Source organism: Sphingomonas sp. AOB5 (genome assembly GCF_029433115.1).
In the GTDB taxonomy this organism is placed as follows: Bacteria; Pseudomonadota; Alphaproteobacteria; order Sphingomonadales; family Sphingomonadaceae; genus Sphingomonas.
Window position 1 is genome coordinate 1 of record NZ_JARNTV010000069.1, and the last position, 18,207, is coordinate 18,207.

Below are 18,207 nucleotides of genomic sequence, written 5' to 3' on the forward strand. Positions count from 1 at the left end.
TCGCGTCGGCGGCTAGGCGCGTCAGCCAGCCGCCCTCGGCCGCGATCGCGTTGATCGGCCGCTTGCCCTTGGGCAGGCCGGGCAGCGCCAGCTCAGCCAGCTCGGCCGCGGTGAACCACTCTTTTCCCCCGCCCAGCTTCACTGTCCGCTATTCCTCTCGATGGGTTGGGCACCGCCGCGGCTCAGCCGCTTGATCTCGCTGTCGATTTTGGTGCGCTGCGCGTGCAGGTGGCCGAGATAGGCGGCGTTGATTTCCTCGCCCCACAGCACGCTGCCGCCCAGGCGGTTCACGATCATTTCGATCATCGGGCGGTCCGCGGTGACGGCCATCAGCACGATCGCGCGCGCCAGGCTGATATTGTGCTCGGGGCTGCGCGTGGACGCGCACTTTTCCAGCATCCGGACCGAGACCGGCGCGACCATGTCCGCCGCCATCGCCCCGGCGATCTCGTCCCGGCTGCGCGGATCACGCTTCAGCAGCTCGCCCAGCTGGGCCGATACCCACGCCTCGATCCCCGCATGCGCGGCCGGCCCGCTCAGCGGCATGGCCACTTCGAACAGGTCGATCTGCCGCGGGTCGAAGGCGTGGCGCCGGGTCATCCGAACGCACCGAACAACGGCGCCAGCTCGATGCGGCGGCGGCGCGATCGCCGCATTTCGAGATTGACCAGCTGCGCCTCGGCAAGCCCGGCGAGCGTTAGCACCGGCCAGGGCAGCGGCGCATCGCCCCACAAGCCGCGCTCGACCAGACCGAGCAGCGTCAGCGAACGCTCGATGCGCCGCTCCATCCGGAACGCGCGGCCGCGATACAGGCTGACCAGCGCGGCACGCTCGGCGATGGTGAGATCGCGCGCTTCAGCCATCGGCGTCGCCTTCCGGCCAGATCTCGATGGTGACGCCGCCCACGCAGAAGCGGACGAAGTGCCCGCCGTCGATGGCGTCCTCGATCGTCCAGACCGCGCGGTCGCGAAGACCGCCCCTGCGCAGGCTGCCGAGGTGCAGCTGCGCCGCCTCGTGCGCCGCTTCAACGCTCGCGAAGCCGACGGTGCTTTCTGCTGAGAAGCTGGAGGCCCACGACAGGCCAGCCGGATCCTCGTAGGTGCCCAGATCGCCGATCATCCCGCGAACCCCTTGGCTTTCGCGAGGCGGACGATCCCGGCACCGTCGAACGGGTTCGGATAGCCCGACACATACCAGGTCGAGCCGTGCGCGCCGGTGTCCGCAACCGAGACGCTGATCCGCTTGCCACGGAGGAAATCGAGCGCGCCGGAGGTGTTCGGCATTGCGCGCCCGACCGGTGCTGCTTTGCGGACCGGCTTTGGCTGGCGCATTTCTTCCAGCGGCGAGGGCTGGTTGATCAGTTCCTCTCGATCGATCTTGAAGCGGAAATCGGGGCTGGCGCCGCCCGTCAGCTGCTTGTCAGTAAAACGGCGAAGATCGACCGGCGCAGGTGCCACCGGTCCTTCATCGCGCGATAGAGCATCCAGCCGCGTCTCCACCGCGCGACGGAGCGCCTGCGCCATGCCCTCACCGCCATTGGACGCGATCGGATCGATCCGCGCCGCGTCGATCCACTCGGCAGGCGTATGCGACGCGAGCGCCTCGACCAGGTCGCCGAACGCAAGTTTCGTCGCCGGGTTGGCCACGAGCAGGCTCAGGCCGCGCACGATCGGTGCCGAGTGCGTGATCACCTGACCGGCGAACGCCTTCGCGATTGCCTCCACGACCGTCTGAAAGATCGTGCCGCCGTGCTTCTCATAGGCGGCGTTGAGCGCCGTCACGCAGTTCAGCTCGCCCGGCTGCATCGCGCCGGCCGAGGTTGCGGCGCTGATCGACAGGCCGACCACGAACAGAGCGCCATCGATCGCGCGCGCCTGCGGATCTCCAGCAGCGACGGCGGCGCGGAACGTATCGGCGCGGCCGACGCTCCGGCGCTTGCGGTTCGCCTCGACGAAGATCCTCGCTTCCTCGGCGACCGAGCCATATTCGCTGACGCAGCAGGGCAGCCAGGGAATATCACCGCGCGTTCGCGCGCCTTCGGTCCGATGCTGCCCGTCGATGACGAACAGTCCGCTATCGCGCCGCGAAACAGTCAGCGGGGGGCAGAGCCGCCAGTCCCAGTTCTTGGCGATCCGCAAGATCAGGGTGCGCGAGCTGCCGGATTCGATAGAGCGCTGATAGGTCGGGTCGATCAGAAGTTTCCCGACAGGGATCAGCTCGATCGAGGGCGGGTCACCGATCGGCGCGTTGAATGCGGCCTTGCTCATGCCTTTTGCTCCACGGTTAGGGCAGCCGCGGACGCGTGGCCGCGGTACGGATAGGCGCCGGTCGGCTCGCGAGACGGCAGGGCCGCACGATCGCCCGCCAGGGCGTTGGCCAGCGCGACGAGCCGGTCACAGACCAGCGGCGTCAGCGAGGCCGGGGCAGGACGCAGATCGCCGTTCACCGGTACTGCCCCTGCTGCCAGTAGAACTTGCCGGCCTGCTCTCCCTGGTGAGGCGGTGCGCTGCGGATGATCGGTTGGTTGCGCAGGGCCTCGGCGCGTCGCTGGCTCTCCGCGAGCGCGTCCATCGCGATTCGGCGCGCCGCCTCGTCGAGGGTGACGCGATCAGCCATCGCCCGCTCGAGCGTGATCCGATGCTCACGCAGCCGCTCGGCCTGGGTTTGACGGCGCGCCATCACGCTGCCCTCCGGCGCAGGGTCTCGGCCTCGTCCCGCGCGGCGCCGAACGCAGCCTGGTACCGCGCGACCGCCTCGGGCGTGCGAACCCGGACCGCAGCCCGGTGTGCGTCCAGAAGCTCGGTCTGCGTGGCCGGGCTGATCGCCCGCCAATCGGTGAGGCAGAAGATGTGACCCATCGGAACGGTGACGCGGCAGCCGCTCCGCGCGCAACAGCGATCGGCGCGGTTGAAGCTGGTCTTTTCGGGCACCGACAGGCCGCCCACAACTTCGCCACGCCGCTCCAGCTCGGCGAGCATGACGTCGGTCGGCGTGGCGCGCACATCGGTGACGCCGCCCAGCTCGATCCCGCGTACCTTGCCCGGCGTGCGGATCAGATGACCCATGGCGACCAGCTCGCCGACCACATCATGCACGCGGCCGTGCGCCTTGCCGATCTTCTTCGCCACGTCGCGGATCGTCGGCGTGAAGCCGCTGCGCACGATGCAGTCCCGGTAATAGTCCAGGACCTGCTGCTGACGCGGCGTCATGCGATCACCAGCAGCGCGATCAGCGCCCAGGGCAGGATCGCCAGGCCGACGAACACCCAGAATACGCACGCGGTGGCCAGATCGTTCTGGCCCCTCGCGCGGCGATAAGCGTCATAGCGCTGGAACAGCTTGGTCATGCTTCGGTTCCCTCGTCGATCAGCTTGAATCCGGCGGGCAGCAGCGGCGCGAAGTGCGCGAGCGCGCCCTTCTTCTCGGCCAGGCCCATGCGTTTGAAGGTGCCGATGAAGGTCGAGAGGCGCTTCGCCTCCGCGTCCATCCGCACGCTGTTGGAATAGCCCAGACGGCCCACCGCCTCGCTGACCGTCCTCGCCCGATCCTCGGGCGCAACCAGCAGCTGCACGACGGCGGCCTGCCGGTCCGGATCGAGCTTCGCGAGCGCGCGCAGCTGGGCGGCGTTATCGAGGACGGCGTGCCGCGCCCCACGCAGGTAGCCGACCGCCGCCGGAGCCAAGTTGCGGTAGAGAAACAGGTCGCGCCGGATCGTGCGATCTGAAAAGCCTAGTGCTTCGCCAATCTCCGCGGAGAAGCCATAGACGTTGGACATCGTGTCCAAGGTCGCCTTCGCCTCGTCCCGCAAGGCCGCAGCTCGGCTCGTCGGCACGGATGCATGCCGGCGATTTGCCTCCTGCAGGCCCACTTTCTCGCGATGCAAGCGGACCAGCTCGGCCACCGCGGCGGCTCGCTCCAGTGGGTCATTCGGGCGGCGGAAAACATTCTCCGCCGCTTCGCGCCGTCGCTGACCGGCGACGTTCGCCGAGACGATTTTGGCCTCGATCGGAATGCCCGCGATCCGGGCACCGGTAACGCGATGTGCGCCCGGCCCCGCAAGGCGATAGCCGCCTTCTGCCCTGGAGCACACGTGGACGGCATTGATCTGACCCTCGCGGGCCATTGAGGCCCCGATGCCGGTCGCCCAGAGTGTATCGATGACGCGCAGGCGATCATCGCCAATCTCGATCTCGTTTGGATCGAGGAGAACGATCTCGGCGGCGACCACCGGATTAAGCGCGTCGATAGCGGGTTGGGTGGCCATGGGAATTAGGCCCCCGCATTTTGACAATGCGGCACCGAACTTTCGCTGATACTATCCGAAAATTCGGATTCGACAGCGGCGGAGGCGGCATTGGAAATCTCAGCTTCGATAGCTGCGCGCACGCGACGGCTCTCGCGTTTCCGCAGCAGGTCGTACACCGATTTTTCGGGCAAAGTGTTCAGGCGTTCGAAGCGGGCAACGGAGCCGTGCCGCTTCTTGAGAAGCGCTTTCACGTCTTCCGGATGCATATCGTCGAGGTGCAAATGACGTCTCCGAAAATTCGGCCCGAAAATTCGGATAAACCGCGTGTTCGGGGTCGTCAAGCGTCGAAAACCGAAAATCCGGTCGGTTTGCGCATCCTTGACGCGATGGAGGCGCCGGGCGCACCGAGAATTCGGGCAAGCTTGGCGCTACTCGCGGGTTTGCCAGAGAGCACGATCGGCGATGCGATCGAGCGCGGGCCTAAGAAGATCGACGTGGCGATCCGCCTGGCGCGGGCACTGAACGTCGACCTGGAGTGGCTGTTGACCGGTGTGATGCGCGGTGACCGCTCCACCTATCAGCAGGATGCAGACGACGAATCGTGGGTGCATCTGCCTCGCTATGATCTTCGGCAGCTCACCGAGACCAGCAAGGGCTTGGCGGTAGAGCGCGTGCCGATCCGTCGCGACTGGTTGAACCGTCGGCTGCACGTCAGCAGCGGCCTGTGGCTAACCGAAGTCCCCTCGGATTATGAAGCCATCGGTCTGCTCGAAGGCGACGCCGTGATCTGTTCCGATATCGTGCGGGGCGACGGGCCGCAGGAAAACTGGATCTGCATCTTCCTCGGCTTGGCCGGTCCATACGTCGGGCGCTTCAGCAATCGCCGCCCAGCCGAAACGATGGGTGACACCGTCGTGTCTGCCGTAGAGCTGGGCAGCGGCGAAGTGCACCCGATCGCGCGCATCCATGCGCGGCTGCTAGCGAAGCTCTAGGAGGCGTCGTTGATTGACAAGCTGAAACCGTGGGCGCCGATTTTGGCGGTGGCCGGCATATTCACGGTCATTGCGTTCAACCAGTCAGCGCCCCCCGCCGCGGCGCCGATCGAGGTACAAACCAATACGGATGCTTCTTCCCCTCGGGTCGATCAGGCGGCTGTAGAGGCGATGAAGAAGAAGCTGCTCGCCCAGGCTCAAGTGGTAGATTTGGTCTATAGCAAAGGCGGCCCCGTCCAGTGGCAGGTAGGCACCTACATGAAGGGCAGCGGGGTCGGCTATGCCGAGACGATCTGTATGGACCTGAAGGACGCCGGTCTTGTTGACGAGCGCACTTCAGTTCGCATGGTCAACATGGCGAACCCTGCCGCCCGGCGCGGCGACTTTCGCGGCGCGAGCATCGGCCATGTCCGCTGCCGGGACGGGGAGGACCTAGGGGTCTAATCCCCCGGCTTGCGCTTTTGTTCTCATTCTGTTCTCATTGGCCATCGAGTCGCCAATGGAGAGAATGATGCCGCAGTCCGGGGCAGATGCCCGCTACCACAAACCGAAACCCACCTTTGGCCGCTGGCTGTTGAAGCAGGGGAACCGCACCGATGCGGTCGGCGCGCTCGCCAAGGCCGCCCTGACCGATCCGCACTATCCGCTGGATGGCGATGCAGACGCGATCTCGGCCAGGCTGAACAAGATCGGCGCCGACAGCGAGATGCATCACGCTCTGGAGGACGCTTGGACCGACTGGGCTTGCTGGTGATGGGCGACCTCCATCTGGTGCGCTGGGTGCCGCATGGCCGGTGCCCGTTCACCGCCAGATCGCGCACCGGCCGGCCTGTTCCCTGTACCGATCGGCTTGGGCATGCCGGCGCGCATACCGTTCGGCCCGAACCGTTCGAGCTGCGCGGCGTCTGGACCGGCAAGCCGGCAAGGTGAGCCATGCCCAACCCGAAAAGCAGGCCCGGCACCTTTCCGGACGTCCCGCTCGATCTGCACCTCGGCTATGCGACGCATATCCGGATCGAGTGCCAGGCGCCGCTCGGAGGCGGGCGCCATTGCAGCTACTCGGTCACCTTGATGACCAGCGAGCTGTACGAGCGCGCGCCTGGCGCGGCGACCTACAAGGATTTCGTGCGCCGGCTGCGCTGCGACCGATGCACGCTGCGCGGCTGGGCCTCGATCAGCGCGATCGGACGCGGCTGAAAAAAGGTCCCAGTTCGACGGCAGTCGGATGGCGCGCGGTTCGCCGAAAAACCGTTTGTTTTCCGTCACTACCCAGAAAGAACGCCCGATTTTGGAACTGGGACCTCGCCGAGTCCCAGTTCCGCAGCCCGCTCGCCCCGAAAATGGTCGATAATCGCCGTCTCAGAGGCCGCTTAAGACGCGCTTTTCCGCCGTTTAGCGGCTTCTAAGAGGCTTTAATCGGTCGCGCCGCTTAAACGCCTCGACTCTGGCCAGTTCTGTCGAAAGACTGTCAAAATGCCGCCTGACTCTGGACAACCCCAACCACCGCCCCGCGCCACGCCACAGGCGCCAGAAACCACCGATTTCAGCCATTCATCCCACGGTATCCCGCCCAATGCCGCCCAATCCCGCCCACCCCGGACAGTTCTGTCACCCCACAACCGTCACCGGAAGCTGCCATTGCGGCGCGATTTCCTACACGCTGGACGAAGCACCGCCCGCGGGCGCGATGGCGTGCAACTGCTCGATCTGCCGGCGGAAGGGCTATCTGCTCCACTTCTCCTCGCCCGATAAGTTCACCCTGCTTTCCGGCGCGGACGCATCCACCGAATATCGTTTCAACTCCGAAGTGATCGGCCACCGTTTCTGCGCGACCTGCGGATGTTCGCCCTATGGCGGCGGCACCGGTCCGGACGGCAAGGAAGTGGTGGTGATCAACCTGCGCTGTGCCGACGGGATCGATGTGGACGCGCTGGCGATCCACAATTTCGACGGCGCGAGCCTTTAGGACGAATCGATGCACGTAACCCATGACGCGGCGGCGGGTGCTGCCGAGACGATCGGTTTCGATCAGTTCCTTGCGGTCGATATCCGGGTCGGCACCATCGTCGAGGCGCTGCCTTTCCCGGAGGCGCGCAAGCCGGCCTACAAGCTGCTGATCGATTTCGGCCCGGCGATCGGCCGCAAGCGCTCCTCGGCACAGATCACCGAACATTATACGCTTGAGGAACTGCCCGGCATGCAGGTGGCGGCAGTGGTCAATTTCCCGCCGCGCCAGATCGGGCCGGTCATGTCCGAAGTGCTGACGCTGGGCTTTCCCGATGCTGAGGGAAAGGTGGTGCTGTTCCGGCCCACGAAACCGGTGCCGGACGGCGGGCGGCTATTTTGACAGGTAGCGCTAACATTTTCTGTTGAAAGCCGCTTCGCAGCGGCATAGCCTCGGGCAAAATAATGACTGGGGGAGGCTGTTCCATGTCCATTCGTGCCGCGCTGGCGATCGCCGCGCTTGCTGCACCCGTCGCGATTCTCGCGACGCCGCTGATCGCGCAGACTGCGGTTTCCGAGCCCGATGTGCTCAACAATCCCAATCCGGACGCGCTACAGGTCTATGGCCTGCCCGGCGGTGCCAAGCCCAAGTCGATCAAGGACGAGAAGGTCCAGTTCGGCAAGGCGATCCGGATCGAGCTGCCGGGTGGCGGCAATCCGTGGAGCGTCGGGGTCAATTCGCCGCTGCTCAAGCCGGTGAAGAAGGGCGACAAGATCACCGTCGCTTTCTATGCGCGGCTGGAAAAGGGTGCTGACGGCGCGACCACCGGGCGGATCCACGCGATGCAGCTCCAGCTGAGCGCGGCGCCCTATACCGCGCTGTTCGCCAAGCAGAATCTGGACATCGACGGCACGTGGAAATTCTTCCACGTCACCGGCAAGGCCGACCGCGACTATGCCAAGGGCGAACTGTCGGCGGCGCTCCACGTCAACACCGCCAAACAGACCATCGATATCGGCGCGGTGGCGGTGCTGAACTATGGGCAGGTGCCCTAGGCGCGGACCGCCGTCACCAGATAATCCAGGCTGGTATCTTCGCGTAGCACAAAGCCACGCGCCGGCGAGAAGCCGAGGCCGCGAACATCCGTCACCGTCAGCCCCGCATCGGCGAGGTGGCCGGTCAGTTCGTCCGGCGTCAGGAACTGGTTCCAGTCGTGCGTCCCCTTGGGCACTGCGCCGCTGCCTTCGCCGATGGTGATCATCGCGAGGTGCGACAGCATCGTGCGGTTCGGCGTGGAAAGCACCATCAGCCCGCCTTCGGCCAGCGCGCCCGCCAGTCCCGCGATAAAAGCCGGCACGTCGGCGACATGCTCGATCACTTCCATCGACACGACCAGATCGAATTTGCGGCCGCCCAGCATCTCGATCTCGCCGGAGAGATAGTCGATCTCCAGCCCCGAAGCTTCGGCATGGGCGCGCGCCGCACCGATATTCTCGGGCGCGGCGTCGAGGCCAGTGGCGCGGGCACCCAGCCGGGCCAGCGGCTCGGTCAGCAGCCCGGCACCGCAGCCGACATCGATGGCCGATTTGCCTGCCAGCGGCGCGAACCCGGCGGTGTCACCGCCCCAATGATCGTCGATCGCCTCGCGCAGATAGGCCAGCCGGGCGGGGTTCAGCCGATGGAGCATCGCGGAGGAACCCTTGGGATTCCACCAGTCGGCAGCGAGCTTGCCGAAATGCTCAGCTTCACGCGGGTCAATGGTTGCTATTGTTGCCTTTGCCATAGGCGGCTCCTATCAGCCTGCCCTCCCTATCCCAAGGCCCGGATAAAAGACCCACGCCATGGCACGTATCGTGATGAAGTTCGGCGGCACCTCGATGGCGGGGATCGAGCGGATTCGCAGCGTCGCTGCGCGTGTGAAGCGCGAGCATGAGGCGGGCAACGAAGTCGCGGTCGTCGTCTCGGCGATGGCGGGCGAGACCGACCGGCTGGTCGGCTTCTGCCGCGAGGCGAGCTCGCTCTACGATCCCAAGGAATATGACGTGGTCGTCTCGGCCGGCGAGCAGATCACCAGCGGGCTGCTGGCGATCGCGCTGCAGGCGATCGGCGTGCAGGCACGCAGCTGGATGGGCTGGCAGTTGCCGATCCGCACGTCGGACGGCCACGCCTCGGCGCGTATCGCCGATATCGACACGACCGCGCTGAACGCTTCGCTGGCGTCGGGCGAAGTCGCGGTGATCCCGGGCTTTCAGGGTCTGGCAGCGGGCGAGCGCGTGACGACGCTCGGCCGAGGCGGATCGGATACCTCGGCTGTGGCAATGGCCGCGGCGATGAAGGCCGACCGGTGCGACATCTATACCGATGTGGACGGGGTCTACACGACCGATCCGCGCATCGTGCCAAGGGCGCGCAAGCTGAAGCGCGTGACCTATGAAGAAATGCTCGAGCTTGCCAGCGTCGGTGCCAAGGTGCTCCAGACGCGTTCGGTGGGCCTTGCGATGAAGGAAAAGGTCCGGGTTCAGGTCCTGTCCTCGTTCGTCGACGCCGATGGCGAAAGCGAACCGGGCACGCTGATCGTGGGCGAAGAGGAAATCGACGATATGGAACGCCAGCTCATCACCGGCATCGCGCACGACAAGAACGAAGCCAAGATCACCCTGACCGCGGTGCCGGATCGTCCGGGCGCGGTGGCGTCGATCTTCACGCCGCTGGCCGAAGCCAACATCAATGTCGACATGATCGTGCAGAACGTCGCGCACAGCACCGGTTCCACGGACGTGACCTTCACCGCGCCGCAGGCCGAACTGGCCCGCGTGCTCGACGTGCTCGACAAGTCGAAGGAAGCGATCGGGTACGAGAAGCTGATCCACGACACCCGCGTCGCCAAGATCTCGGTTGTCGGCGTCGGCATGCGCAGCCATGCCGGTGTGGCTGCGACCATGTTCAAGACGCTGGGCGATCGCGGCATCAACGTGCAGGCGATCACCACGTCGGAGATCAAGGTTTCGGTGCTGATCCATGAAGACGAGACCGAACTGGCCGTCCGCGTGCTGCACACCGCCTATGGGCTGGATGCGGAAGACACCGCGGCCTAATCTGCCGCGATGACCGGACTCGAGGATCTTCTGCGCGAAGGCGAAGCGCTTGCGCGGCCCTGTTTCCGGCTCACGGCCGATGGGGAGGGCAGCCTTGGCGGTTACTGGGGCGGCGCGCGAACCGATGCCGGTGCGCTGCGCGAGACGCCTGTGCTTCGCGATATCGAGCATCTCCTGACGCTCGATCCGGCGCTGATCGCCGCGGCAGGCATTCCCGTCCGTGCGAACCCGATCTCGCTGTATGAGGTCACCATGAACGGCGAACTGCAACTACGGCTGGCCGAAAGTACGGCGGTGGCTTTCGAAGCTGTCGAATGTTCCGGCGACGCGCTGTTCGCAGTTCCGGCAGTGTCCTTGCCGCCGCTGGCCGCGCTCTGCCTCCATGGCGGCGATGCCGTGAGCGGCTGGCTCGCGTCGCTCGGTCTCGAGCGCCATCAATATGAGGCGGCCGCCGCTGCGCCGCTGGGCCGGGATTATGAAGATGTCTGGTTCGAGCGTTCGGTTTTTCACGGTCAGGATTGCGATGTGATCGTGGGCGGCTGGCATCAGCAATGGCCGGACGATGATTTCTACATGCCGCGCGAAATGCGGCTGGTGGCGGTCACCCTGCGTGACGCGGAGCCGTGGCGCGAGCTGTGGCGATCCGAGACTGGCAATCTGAGCGCGCGGGAACGGGTCAGCTGAACGTGACCGACCTGCCGATCCATATCGCCGCGCTGTACCAGTTCACCCGGTTCGACGATTGCTCCGCGATCCGCGGCGACTTGGCGGCGCTCTGCGATGCGCAGGGCGTGAAAGGCACGCTGCTGATCGCGCGGGAGGGGATCAACGGCACGATCGCGGGCAGCGATGGCGCCATCGCGGCGGTGCTGGCGCATATCAGTGCCCTGCCGGGTTGCGTCGCTCTCGATGTGAAGCATTCGCGCGCGGCGACGATGCCGTTCCACCGGATGAAGGTGCGATTGAAGCGCGAGATCGTGACGATGGGCCAGCCCGATATCGATCCGCTAGACACCGGTCATTATGTCGCGCCGCAGGACTGGAACGCGCTGATCGCCGAGCCGGGCACCATCCTGATCGACACGCGTAACGATTATGAAGTCGCCATCGGCACCTTCGCCGGCGCGACCGATCCGCAGACGAAGAGCTTCAGCGAGTTTCCCGACTGGTTCCGCGAGCATCGTGCGGAATGGGGCGAAAATCCGAAGGTCGCGATGTTCTGTACCGGCGGCATACGCTGCGAGAAATCGACGGCCTTCCTCAAGGCGGAGGGGCTGGACCAAGTCTATCACCTGAAGGGCGGCATCCTCGCCTATCTGGAGCAGGTGCCCGAGGCCGAGAGCCGCTGGCAGGGCGATTGCTTCGTGTTCGACGAGCGGGTGAGCGTGAAGCACGGGCTGGCGCAGGGCGAGTACGGCCTGTGCCGCGCCTGCCGCATGCCGGTGGGGGCCGACGAACGCGCCTCGCCGCTCTATATCGAGGGCGTATCCTGCCCCGCCTGCCATGCGGAGCGCACCGACGCGCAGCGCAGCCGCTATGCCGAGCGCCACCGCCAGGCGAAGCTGGCCGAGGCGCGCGGCGAAGCGCATGTCGGCGCGGTGTTCCCGGCGGACGATGATCCTGACTGAACCAATCCTCTACAGCTTTCGCCGTTGTCCCTATGCGATGCGGGCGCGGATGGCGCTGCTGGTCAGCGGAACGGCATGCGAGATCCGCGAAGTGATGTTGCGCGACAAGCCCGCCGAAATGCTGGCCGCGTCACCCAAGGGAACGGTGCCGGTACTGGTGCTGGCGGACGGCAGCGTGATCGATGAGAGCATCGACGTCATGCGCTGGGCCTTGGCGCGCAACGATCCCGAAGGCTGGCTGGCGGGCGACGATGCGGCGCTGATCGCGGCCAATGACGGGCCGTTCAAGCATCACCTCGACCGGTACAAATATCCCGAGCGCCATGGCTCGGATCCGTTGGCGCATCGGGCGGAGGGGACGGCACTACTTGCCGCGCTTGAGGCCCGGCTGGCGAACCAGCCCTATCTTTGCGGTAGCCGCCGCACGCTCGCTGATGCGTCGATCATGCCCTTTGTTCGTCAGTTCGCGGCGGTGGATCACGACTGGTTCGCTGCGCAGCAGCTTCCCGCTTTGCGGGGTTGGCTGGCGGCATGGATAGCCTCCCCGCTGTTCGAACGAACCATGGTCAACCGGCCGCAATGGCGGGCGGGCGACCCTCCGGTCTTGCTGGGCTGAACCACTTCGGCACTTGCTCCCGCGTGGCAGGCAAGGCTAGGCCCGCGCGCATGACTATCGGTGAAGAGCGGCTGAAGCGCCGCATGGCGCGCGGCGTGGAATTTCTGGGCAGCGAGGTCGCGATCATGTGCGGCGCGATGTCGTGGGTGAGCGAGCGCAATCTCGTCGCCGCGATGTCGAACGCGGGCGGCTTCGGGCTGATCGCGTGCGGCGCGATGACGCCCGAGCTGCTCGATGCCGAGATCGCGGGAACCAAGGCGCTGACGGACAAGCCGTTCGGCGTGAACCTGATCACCATGCACCCGCAGCTGATGGATCTGATCGCGGTGTGCCACAAGCATCAGGTCAGCCATATCGTGCTGGCCGGTGGCCTGCCGCCCGCGGGCTCGCTCGACGCGATCAAGGGCGGCGGCGCCAAGCTGATCTGCTTCGCCCCGGCGCTCAGTCTCGCCAAGAAGCTGATCCGTTCGGGTGTCGATGCGCTGGTGGTCGAGGGGATGGAAGCCGGGGGCCATATCGGCCCGGTCTCGACGTCGGTCCTCGCGCAGGAAATCCTGCCCGAGGTTTCCGAGCAGGTGCCGGTGTTCGTCGCGGGCGGCATCGGCCGCGGCGAAGCGATTGCGGGCTATCTCGATCAGGGTGCGGCGGGCGTACAGCTCGGCACCCGCTTCGTCTGTGCGAACGAGAGCATCGCGCATCCCAATTTCAAGAAGGCGTTCATCCGCGCTTCGGCCCGCGACGCGGTGGCCAGCGTGCAGATCGATCCGCGGTTGCCGGTGATCCCCGTGCGTGCGCTCAAGAACGCCTCGACCGAGAGCTTCACCGCCAAGCAGGTCGAAGTCGCCAAGCTGCTCGACGAAGGCAAGGTCGAGATGCTGGAAGCCCAGCTCCAGATCGAACATTACTGGGCGGGTGCGCTCCGCAAGGGCGTGATCGACGGCGATGTCGAGAACGGATCGCTGATGGCGGGCCAGTCGGTCGGCATGGTGAAGTCGGAAGAGCCGGTCGCGGAGATCCTCGCCACGCTGATGGCCGAAGCGGCGCACGCGCTGGAGAAGCGCGCGGCCTGACCGCGGCGGCGGGACCTAACCCCGCCGCATCCGCCATAGCTTCCACAGATCGGTCGCCCACTGGATCGTCCAGATCGCAGCGATGGCGATCAGGCCGACATGGAGCGCCAGATCGACGCTCTGCTGGATCTTGGCCAGCTTCACCGGGATCATCGTGTCCGAGAGCAGGGTGACCAGCCGGCCCGCCTGATACAGGGTCGCGATCACCGCCAGCGCGGCGAAGGTGGTAGCGGTCGCCAGCAATGCCTGGATCTCGCGCCAGCGCGGGCGGATCAGCTGGATCAGATTGAGGAGCAGGCGTCCGGCGATCAGCGCGAAGATCGGCCACCACAGTTGCATCCACACCGGCGAGAACTGGACATCGAGTCCCGGGCGGGCAGCCGCGGGGATATGGATCAGCCCGGCCCACCACAGCAGGAAGGCGGCGTTGGCGGCCAGTTCGAAGCAGCTTTCCCAGATGCTCTTGGGCTTCAGCCGCAGGTCGCGCAGGTCGGGCAGTTGCTCGGGCTTCCATTGGCGCAAATGGCTGGAGAGCCAGCCGGTCCGCTCGAGCACCGCGAAGATCAGCGTAACGAGGCCGGCATAGCTGAGCAGCGTCCACCAGATATGGTCGAACCCCTGCGCAAGCGCCTGAACCATCGATCGATCGGCGAATGCCGCTCGGAACACGCCGGTCGCGATCAGGATCGCCGCACCGATGGCGAGCACGATCTTCAGCGAGAAGAGATAGAAGGGGAATATCTCCGGCCCGATCAGCGACTGCTGGGTGCCGTAGCGCGAGGCGACGACCAGCGGGTGGCCGAACTCGCGCAGCACCGCGCTGGTCTCGTCGCGGGTGAGCGCGCGATCCAGCACCTCCTCGCGATCCTCGATCCGGCTGGCGATCAGGTCGCGCAGCTCGGCGATGATGTCGTCGGCCTTCGCGCCGTACAGGTTCCAGCGGATCGCGTTCAGATAGCGGTCGACAAGGTCCATCACATTTCCCTTTCGGTCAGGCGCAGGATCGATTCGGAGATCGCGTTCCATTCGGCGAGCAGCTGGGCGAGCGTTTCGACGCCCTCGGGGCTGAGGCGGTAGAAGCGCTTGTTGCGCTTTGCCTCTTCGCGCCATTCGCTGGTCAGCAGGCCCTGGCTCTCGAGCCGGCGCAGCAGCGGATAAAGCGCGCTTTCCTCGATCGGCAGCCCCGCCTGCTCCAGCGACTGGCGCAGCGTGTAGCCGTACCGCTCCTCGCGCAGCGCGCCGAGCACGGCGATCACCAGCGATCCCCGGCGCAATTCGACGCGCAGCTTTTCGAACAGATCGTCTTCTATCGGCACCATGTGTCTCACATCGTGTATGACACACACTGTATGACATACAGTAAAAAGCTGCGCAATAGCGTTTGAAAGCGTGAGGGCGTTGGCGGGATGGGGTTCGATCTGATAGCGCTTGCGCATGGCCCTTGGCGCAATCGCTTCCGCTCGCGAGATATTGACCCGTCTTCACGACGTGATGGCGAAGCGCCTGCCTGCCCAGTCCAAGCTCAATTCGGTGGTGAACATCATCGGCGAGGCGCTGGATAGCGAGGTCTGCTCGATCTATCTGCTGCGCGAAGGCGTGCTGGAGCTGTTCGCCACGCGCGGCCTGGCGCAGGAAGCCGTGCACGTCACCACGCTGGCGCTGGGCGAGGGTCTGGTCGGCACGATCGCCGCCAATGTCGAGACGCTGAACCTCGACGAAGCGGCCAGCCATCCGGACTTCGCCTATCGTCCGGAAACGGGCGAAGAGAAATATCACAGCTTCGCCGGCGTGCCGATCATCCGGCGCGAGCGGGCTGTGGGCGTGCTGGCGGTCCAGCATGCCGCCGCGCGCAAATATGCCGATGTCGAGATCGAGGCGCTGCAGACCGTGGCGATGGTGCTGAGCGAGCTGATCGCCAATGCCGATTTGATCGATGCGGCGGGCGGCGGATCGACCCGGCCGCAATCGACCGCGGCGGTGCGCGTGCCGGGCTTCAAGATCGTCGAAGGGATGGCGGCGGGCGTCGCGGTCTATCACCAGCCGCGCATCACCATCGAGCATACCGTCGCCGAGGACACCGATGCCGAGCGGCACCGCGTCTATGCCGCGTTCGACAAGATGCGCGAGCAGATCGACCGCATGGCGAGCCAGGCCGAGTTCGGCGTGGGCGGCGAGCATGACGAGGTGCTCGCGATGTACAAGATGTTCGCCTATGACGAGGGCTGGTCGCGGCGGATCAACGAAGCGATCGATTCCGGCCTGACCGCCGAAGCCGCGATCGAGCGCGTCCAGCAGCGCACCCGGATGCGGATGCGCGAGATCGATGATCCGCTGCTGCGCGACCGGATGCACGATCTGGAGGATCTGTCGAACCGGCTGATCCGCATCGTCTCCGGCCAGCTCGGTACCGCAGCGCAGATGGGTCTGCGGCAGGACTCGATCCTGATCGCCAAGAATCTCGGGCCCGCCGAACTGCTCGAATATGACCGGCGGCGGCTGAAGGGCGTCGTGCTGGAGGAAGGCTCGCTCACCGCGCACGTCACCATCGTGGCGCGGGCGATGGGCGTGCCGATCCTTGGCCGGGTGAAGGACGTGCGCAAGCTGATCGCAGAGGGCGATCCGCTGCTGCTCGACGTGACCGAGGAAAGCCTGTTCATCCGCCCGACCACGGCGATGGACGAAGCGTTCGAGGCCAAGCTGGCGCTCAGCCAGAAGCGCCGCGCCGCCTTTGCCAGCCTGAAGGGTGAATTGCCGGTCACCGCGGACGGGCACCGCGTGACGGTGATGGTCAATGCAGGGCTGCGCGACGATATCGCCGCGCTGGACCTGACCGGCGCCGACGGGATCGGGCTGTTCCGCACCGAATTCCAGTTCCTCGTCTCGGCCACCATGCCCCAGCGCGAGGCGCAGCGGCGGCTGTACAAGGACGTGCTCGATTCGGCGGGCGAGCGTCCGGTCACCTTCCGCACCGTCGATATCGGCGGCGATAAGGCCCTGCCCTATCTCAACCATGACGATATGGGCGAGGAAGAGAATCCCGCCATGGGCTGGCGCGCGTTGCGGCTGGCGCTGGAGCGCGAAGGGCTGATGAAGGCCCAGGCGCGCGCGCTGATCGAGGCGAGCGCGGGCAAGGTGCTGAACGTGATGTTCCCGATGGTCTCCGAACCCTGGGAGTTCGACGAGGCGCAGGCGATCTTCGAGGCGCAGCGCACCTGGCTGGCGGCGCGCGGGCGCAAGCTGCCGACCGAGATCCGCTATGGCGCGATGCTCGAGGTGCCGGCGCTGGCCGAAGTGCTCGATATCCTGCTGCCGAAGATCGATTTCCTGTCGATCGGCACCAACGACCTGACCCAGTTCCTGTTCGCCGCCGACCGTGCCCATCCCAAGCTGGCGCTGCGCTACGACTGGCTCAGCCCCTCGATCCTGCGGTTCCTGAAGCGCGTGACGGTCCAGGCGCAGGCGGCGGGCGTGCAGGTCGCGGTATGCGGCGAGATGGGCGGGCGGCCCTTGGAGGCGATGGCGCTGATCGGCCTCGGCATCGACCGGCTTTCGATCACCCCTGCCGCGGTCGGCCCGGTCAAGGCGATGGTGCGGTCGCTGAACCGTGACAAGCTGATGGTGCATATGGATGCCGCGCTGGCGCACCCGGTGGGTTCGCTGCGCGAGTCGCTGAGCGGCTGGGCTGCGGAACATTCGGTCGAACTGGCCTGATCCGGCGTTGGATTTGCTGAACGCGGCGTTGACAGCCGCAGCGACGCAGGCGACACCGCCCCTGATGGGCGGCCCCGTAACCCCTGCCGCCGGAGAGTAGAATGGAAGGCGATCAGCCCGAACCCGAGGCGACCTTGTTTCCGGCAACTGTCGGGGAGAAGTTGCGCGCCGCGCGTGAGGCACAGGGGGTCGAGCTGGCGGAAATCGCGGCAAGCACGCGCATCCCGCAGCGGCACCTGGAGGCGATCGAGAAGTCCAACTATTCGGCCCTGCCCTCGTCCACCTATGCGCTGGGCTTTGCCAAGGCCTATGCCCGCGCGGTCGGCGCCGACGAAGTGGCGATCGCGCGCGAGCTGCGTGGCGAACTGGGCGGCACCTATGAACGCCCCGCGCCGCCGCCTTCGTACGAGATGGACGATCCCACCCGCAGCGCGCCGAGCGGGCTGGTTTGGGTCAGCGTCGTCATCGGCGTGCTGGCGCTGATCGGCGTCGGGCTGTTCTACGGCACCAATCTGTTCCGCGGCGGCGCGCCTGCGCCCGAGACGCTGGAGATTCCGGCGGAAGCGAATAGCGCGGCGGCGGACGGCAACGAGACGATGGTCACGCCGAATGCGGGCGGACAGGTCGCGCTGATCGCGATCAACACCGTGTGGCTCAGCGTGACCGACGGCACCGGCAAGGTGCTGTTCCAGAAGGAAATGGCCGCGGGCGAGCGCTATGACGTGCCCGCCGATGCCGATCATCCGCGTGCGCGCACCGCGCGACCGGACCTGATCCAGGTGACGCTGAACGGCTCCAATGTCGCGCCGCTGGCCGATGGCGCACAGACCGTCGATGTCGAAGTGAGCGCCGATGCGCTGCGGGCGCGCGGCACGCCGGGCGCGACGCCTTCGCCGGCCGCGTCT

General features: G+C 66.2%; 28 protein-coding genes. 15 read left to right on the plus strand and 13 right to left on the minus strand.

Annotated features, from left to right (window positions below):
• Nucleotides 1–138: 138 nt before the first annotated feature.
• The 10 genes from P1X14_RS18900 to P1X14_RS18945 are packed head-to-tail and all read right to left on the minus strand — an operon-like array spanning nt 139 to nt 4,526.
• Nucleotides 139–600 (minus strand): hypothetical protein, encoded by a 462-nt coding sequence (locus P1X14_RS18900; RefSeq protein WP_277316975.1) that lies wholly within the window; start codon nt 598–600, stop codon nt 139–141.
• Nucleotides 597–863, minus strand: coding sequence for a hypothetical protein (locus P1X14_RS18905; protein ID WP_277316976.1), 267 nt, complete (start codon nt 861–863; stop codon nt 597–599). Before P1X14_RS18905 ends, P1X14_RS18900 begins: the two co-directional genes overlap by 4 nt.
• A complete protein-coding gene (locus P1X14_RS18910) occupies nt 856–1,119 on the minus strand; it encodes a hypothetical protein (RefSeq protein WP_277316977.1) in 264 nt (87 codons plus the stop codon). Before P1X14_RS18910 ends, P1X14_RS18905 begins: the two co-directional genes overlap by 8 nt.
• Complete coding sequence (locus P1X14_RS18915; protein ID WP_277316978.1) at nt 1,116–2,267, minus strand: DUF6551 family protein; 1,152 nt, start codon at nt 2,265–2,267, stop codon at nt 1,116–1,118. The genes P1X14_RS18910 and P1X14_RS18915 overlap by 4 nt, the downstream gene beginning before the upstream one ends.
• Complete coding sequence (locus P1X14_RS18920) at nt 2,264–2,446, minus strand: hypothetical protein (protein WP_277316979.1); 183 nt, start codon at nt 2,444–2,446, stop codon at nt 2,264–2,266. The genes P1X14_RS18915 and P1X14_RS18920 overlap by 4 nt, the downstream gene beginning before the upstream one ends.
• Nucleotides 2,443–2,679, minus strand: a complete 237-nt coding sequence (locus P1X14_RS18925; RefSeq protein WP_277316980.1) for a hypothetical protein — start codon at nt 2,677–2,679, stop codon at nt 2,443–2,445. The genes P1X14_RS18920 and P1X14_RS18925 overlap by 4 nt, the downstream gene beginning before the upstream one ends.
• The gene (locus tag P1X14_RS18930; RefSeq protein WP_277316981.1) at nt 2,679–3,209 is read right to left on the minus strand and encodes a hypothetical protein; all 531 of its coding nucleotides are present in this window, start codon (nt 3,207–3,209) and stop codon (nt 2,679–2,681) included. Before P1X14_RS18930 ends, P1X14_RS18925 begins: the two co-directional genes overlap by 1 nt.
• Complete coding sequence (locus P1X14_RS18935) at nt 3,206–3,346, minus strand: hypothetical protein (protein WP_277316982.1); 141 nt, start codon at nt 3,344–3,346, stop codon at nt 3,206–3,208. The genes P1X14_RS18930 and P1X14_RS18935 overlap by 4 nt, the downstream gene beginning before the upstream one ends.
• A complete protein-coding gene (locus P1X14_RS18940; RefSeq protein ID WP_277316983.1) occupies nt 3,343–4,263 on the minus strand; it encodes a hypothetical protein in 921 nt (306 codons plus the stop codon). Before P1X14_RS18940 ends, P1X14_RS18935 begins: the two co-directional genes overlap by 4 nt.
• 5 nt (nt 4,264–4,268) lie before the next feature.
• On the minus strand, nt 4,269–4,526 hold the full coding sequence (locus P1X14_RS18945) for a hypothetical protein (RefSeq protein WP_277316984.1): 258 nt from the start codon (nt 4,524–4,526) through the stop codon (nt 4,269–4,271).
• On the opposite strand from P1X14_RS18945, the gene P1X14_RS18950 reads away from it, so the two are divergent.
• The 8 genes from P1X14_RS18950 to P1X14_RS18985 all read left to right on the plus strand — a co-directional run bounded on the left by P1X14_RS18950 (nt 4,506) and on the right by P1X14_RS18985 (nt 8,237).
• Nucleotides 4,506–5,237 carry a helix-turn-helix domain-containing protein gene (locus P1X14_RS18950; RefSeq protein ID WP_277316985.1) on the plus strand — a complete coding sequence of 244 codons (732 nt, stop codon included), beginning with the start codon at nt 4,506–4,508 and terminating at the stop codon, nt 5,235–5,237. The genes P1X14_RS18945 and P1X14_RS18950 overlap by 21 nt on opposite strands.
• Before the next feature lie 9 nt (nt 5,238–5,246).
• On the plus strand, nt 5,247–5,681 hold the full coding sequence (locus tag P1X14_RS18955) for a hypothetical protein (RefSeq protein WP_277316986.1): 435 nt from the start codon (nt 5,247–5,249) through the stop codon (nt 5,679–5,681).
• 67 nt (nt 5,682–5,748) lie between these two features.
• The gene (locus tag P1X14_RS18960; protein ID WP_277316987.1) at nt 5,749–5,991 is read left to right on the plus strand and encodes a YozE family protein; all 243 of its coding nucleotides are present in this window, start codon (nt 5,749–5,751) and stop codon (nt 5,989–5,991) included.
• Entirely contained in the window at nt 5,967–6,167 is a 201-nt protein-coding gene (locus P1X14_RS18965; protein ID WP_277316988.1) for a hypothetical protein, read from the plus strand. Before P1X14_RS18960 ends, P1X14_RS18965 begins: the two co-directional genes overlap by 25 nt.
• A 3-nt stretch (nt 6,168–6,170) precedes the next feature.
• Entirely contained in the window at nt 6,171–6,434 is a 264-nt protein-coding gene (locus tag P1X14_RS18970) for a hypothetical protein (RefSeq protein ID WP_277316989.1), read from the plus strand.
• Nucleotides 6,435–6,810: 376 nt separating this feature from the next.
• A complete protein-coding gene (locus P1X14_RS18975; protein WP_277316990.1) occupies nt 6,811–7,203 on the plus strand; it encodes a GFA family protein in 393 nt (130 codons plus the stop codon).
• A 9-nt stretch (nt 7,204–7,212) separates the two neighbouring features.
• Entirely contained in the window at nt 7,213–7,584 is a 372-nt protein-coding gene (locus tag P1X14_RS18980; RefSeq protein ID WP_277316991.1) for a tRNA-binding protein, read from the plus strand.
• An 83-nt stretch (nt 7,585–7,667) separates the two neighbouring features.
• Complete coding sequence (locus P1X14_RS18985; protein WP_277316992.1) at nt 7,668–8,237, plus strand: hypothetical protein; 570 nt, start codon at nt 7,668–7,670, stop codon at nt 8,235–8,237.
• Here the strand turns inward: P1X14_RS18985 and ubiG are convergent.
• Nucleotides 8,234–8,965 (minus strand): bifunctional 2-polyprenyl-6-hydroxyphenol methylase/3-demethylubiquinol 3-O-methyltransferase UbiG, encoded by a 732-nt coding sequence (gene ubiG, locus P1X14_RS18990; protein WP_277316993.1) that lies wholly within the window; start codon nt 8,963–8,965, stop codon nt 8,234–8,236. The two genes, P1X14_RS18985 and ubiG, sit on opposite strands and share 4 nt — an antisense overlap.
• A 58-nt stretch (nt 8,966–9,023) precedes the next feature.
• On the opposite strand from ubiG, the gene P1X14_RS18995 reads away from it, so the two are divergent.
• Genes P1X14_RS18995 through P1X14_RS19015 form a run of 5 tightly spaced genes read left to right on the plus strand, consistent with a single transcriptional unit; the run spans nt 9,024 to nt 13,591 of the window.
• Nucleotides 9,024–10,277 (plus strand): aspartate kinase, encoded by a 1,254-nt coding sequence (locus P1X14_RS18995; RefSeq protein WP_277316994.1) that lies wholly within the window; start codon nt 9,024–9,026, stop codon nt 10,275–10,277.
• Nucleotides 10,278–10,286: 9 nt separating this feature from the next.
• The gene (locus P1X14_RS19000) at nt 10,287–10,961 is read left to right on the plus strand and encodes a hypothetical protein (RefSeq protein ID WP_277316995.1); all 675 of its coding nucleotides are present in this window, start codon (nt 10,287–10,289) and stop codon (nt 10,959–10,961) included.
• 2 nt (nt 10,962–10,963) lie between these two features.
• Nucleotides 10,964–11,905 carry a rhodanese-related sulfurtransferase gene (locus P1X14_RS19005; RefSeq protein ID WP_277316996.1) on the plus strand — a complete coding sequence of 314 codons (942 nt, stop codon included), beginning with the start codon at nt 10,964–10,966 and terminating at the stop codon, nt 11,903–11,905.
• Nucleotides 11,895–12,521: a glutathione S-transferase gene (locus P1X14_RS19010; RefSeq protein WP_277317002.1), complete on the plus strand. Its 627-nt coding sequence runs from the start codon at nt 11,895–11,897 to the stop codon at nt 12,519–12,521. The genes P1X14_RS19005 and P1X14_RS19010 overlap by 11 nt, the downstream gene beginning before the upstream one ends.
• A 50-nt stretch (nt 12,522–12,571) precedes the next feature.
• Entirely contained in the window at nt 12,572–13,591 is a 1,020-nt protein-coding gene (locus tag P1X14_RS19015) for a nitronate monooxygenase (protein ID WP_277316997.1), read from the plus strand.
• A gap of 15 nt (nt 13,592–13,606) precedes the next feature.
• Here P1X14_RS19015 and P1X14_RS19020 read toward each other — a convergent pair whose 3' ends face one another.
• Both P1X14_RS19020 and P1X14_RS19025 read right to left on the minus strand, forming a co-directional pair.
• A complete protein-coding gene (locus P1X14_RS19020; RefSeq protein WP_277316998.1) occupies nt 13,607–14,566 on the minus strand; it encodes a hypothetical protein in 960 nt (319 codons plus the stop codon).
• On the minus strand, nt 14,566–14,910 hold the full coding sequence (locus P1X14_RS19025; RefSeq protein WP_277316999.1) for a helix-turn-helix transcriptional regulator: 345 nt from the start codon (nt 14,908–14,910) through the stop codon (nt 14,566–14,568). Before P1X14_RS19025 ends, P1X14_RS19020 begins: the two co-directional genes overlap by 1 nt.
• Before the next feature lie 115 nt (nt 14,911–15,025).
• On the opposite strand from P1X14_RS19025, the gene ptsP reads away from it, so the two are divergent.
• The gene (gene ptsP / locus P1X14_RS19030) at nt 15,026–17,302 is read left to right on the plus strand and encodes a phosphoenolpyruvate--protein phosphotransferase (RefSeq protein WP_277317000.1); all 2,277 of its coding nucleotides are present in this window, start codon (nt 15,026–15,028) and stop codon (nt 17,300–17,302) included.
• A 101-nt stretch (nt 17,303–17,403) separates the two neighbouring features.
• Nucleotides 17,404–18,207 (plus strand): helix-turn-helix domain-containing protein (locus P1X14_RS19035; RefSeq protein WP_277317001.1); only part of this gene is annotated, 804 nt, incomplete at its 3' end.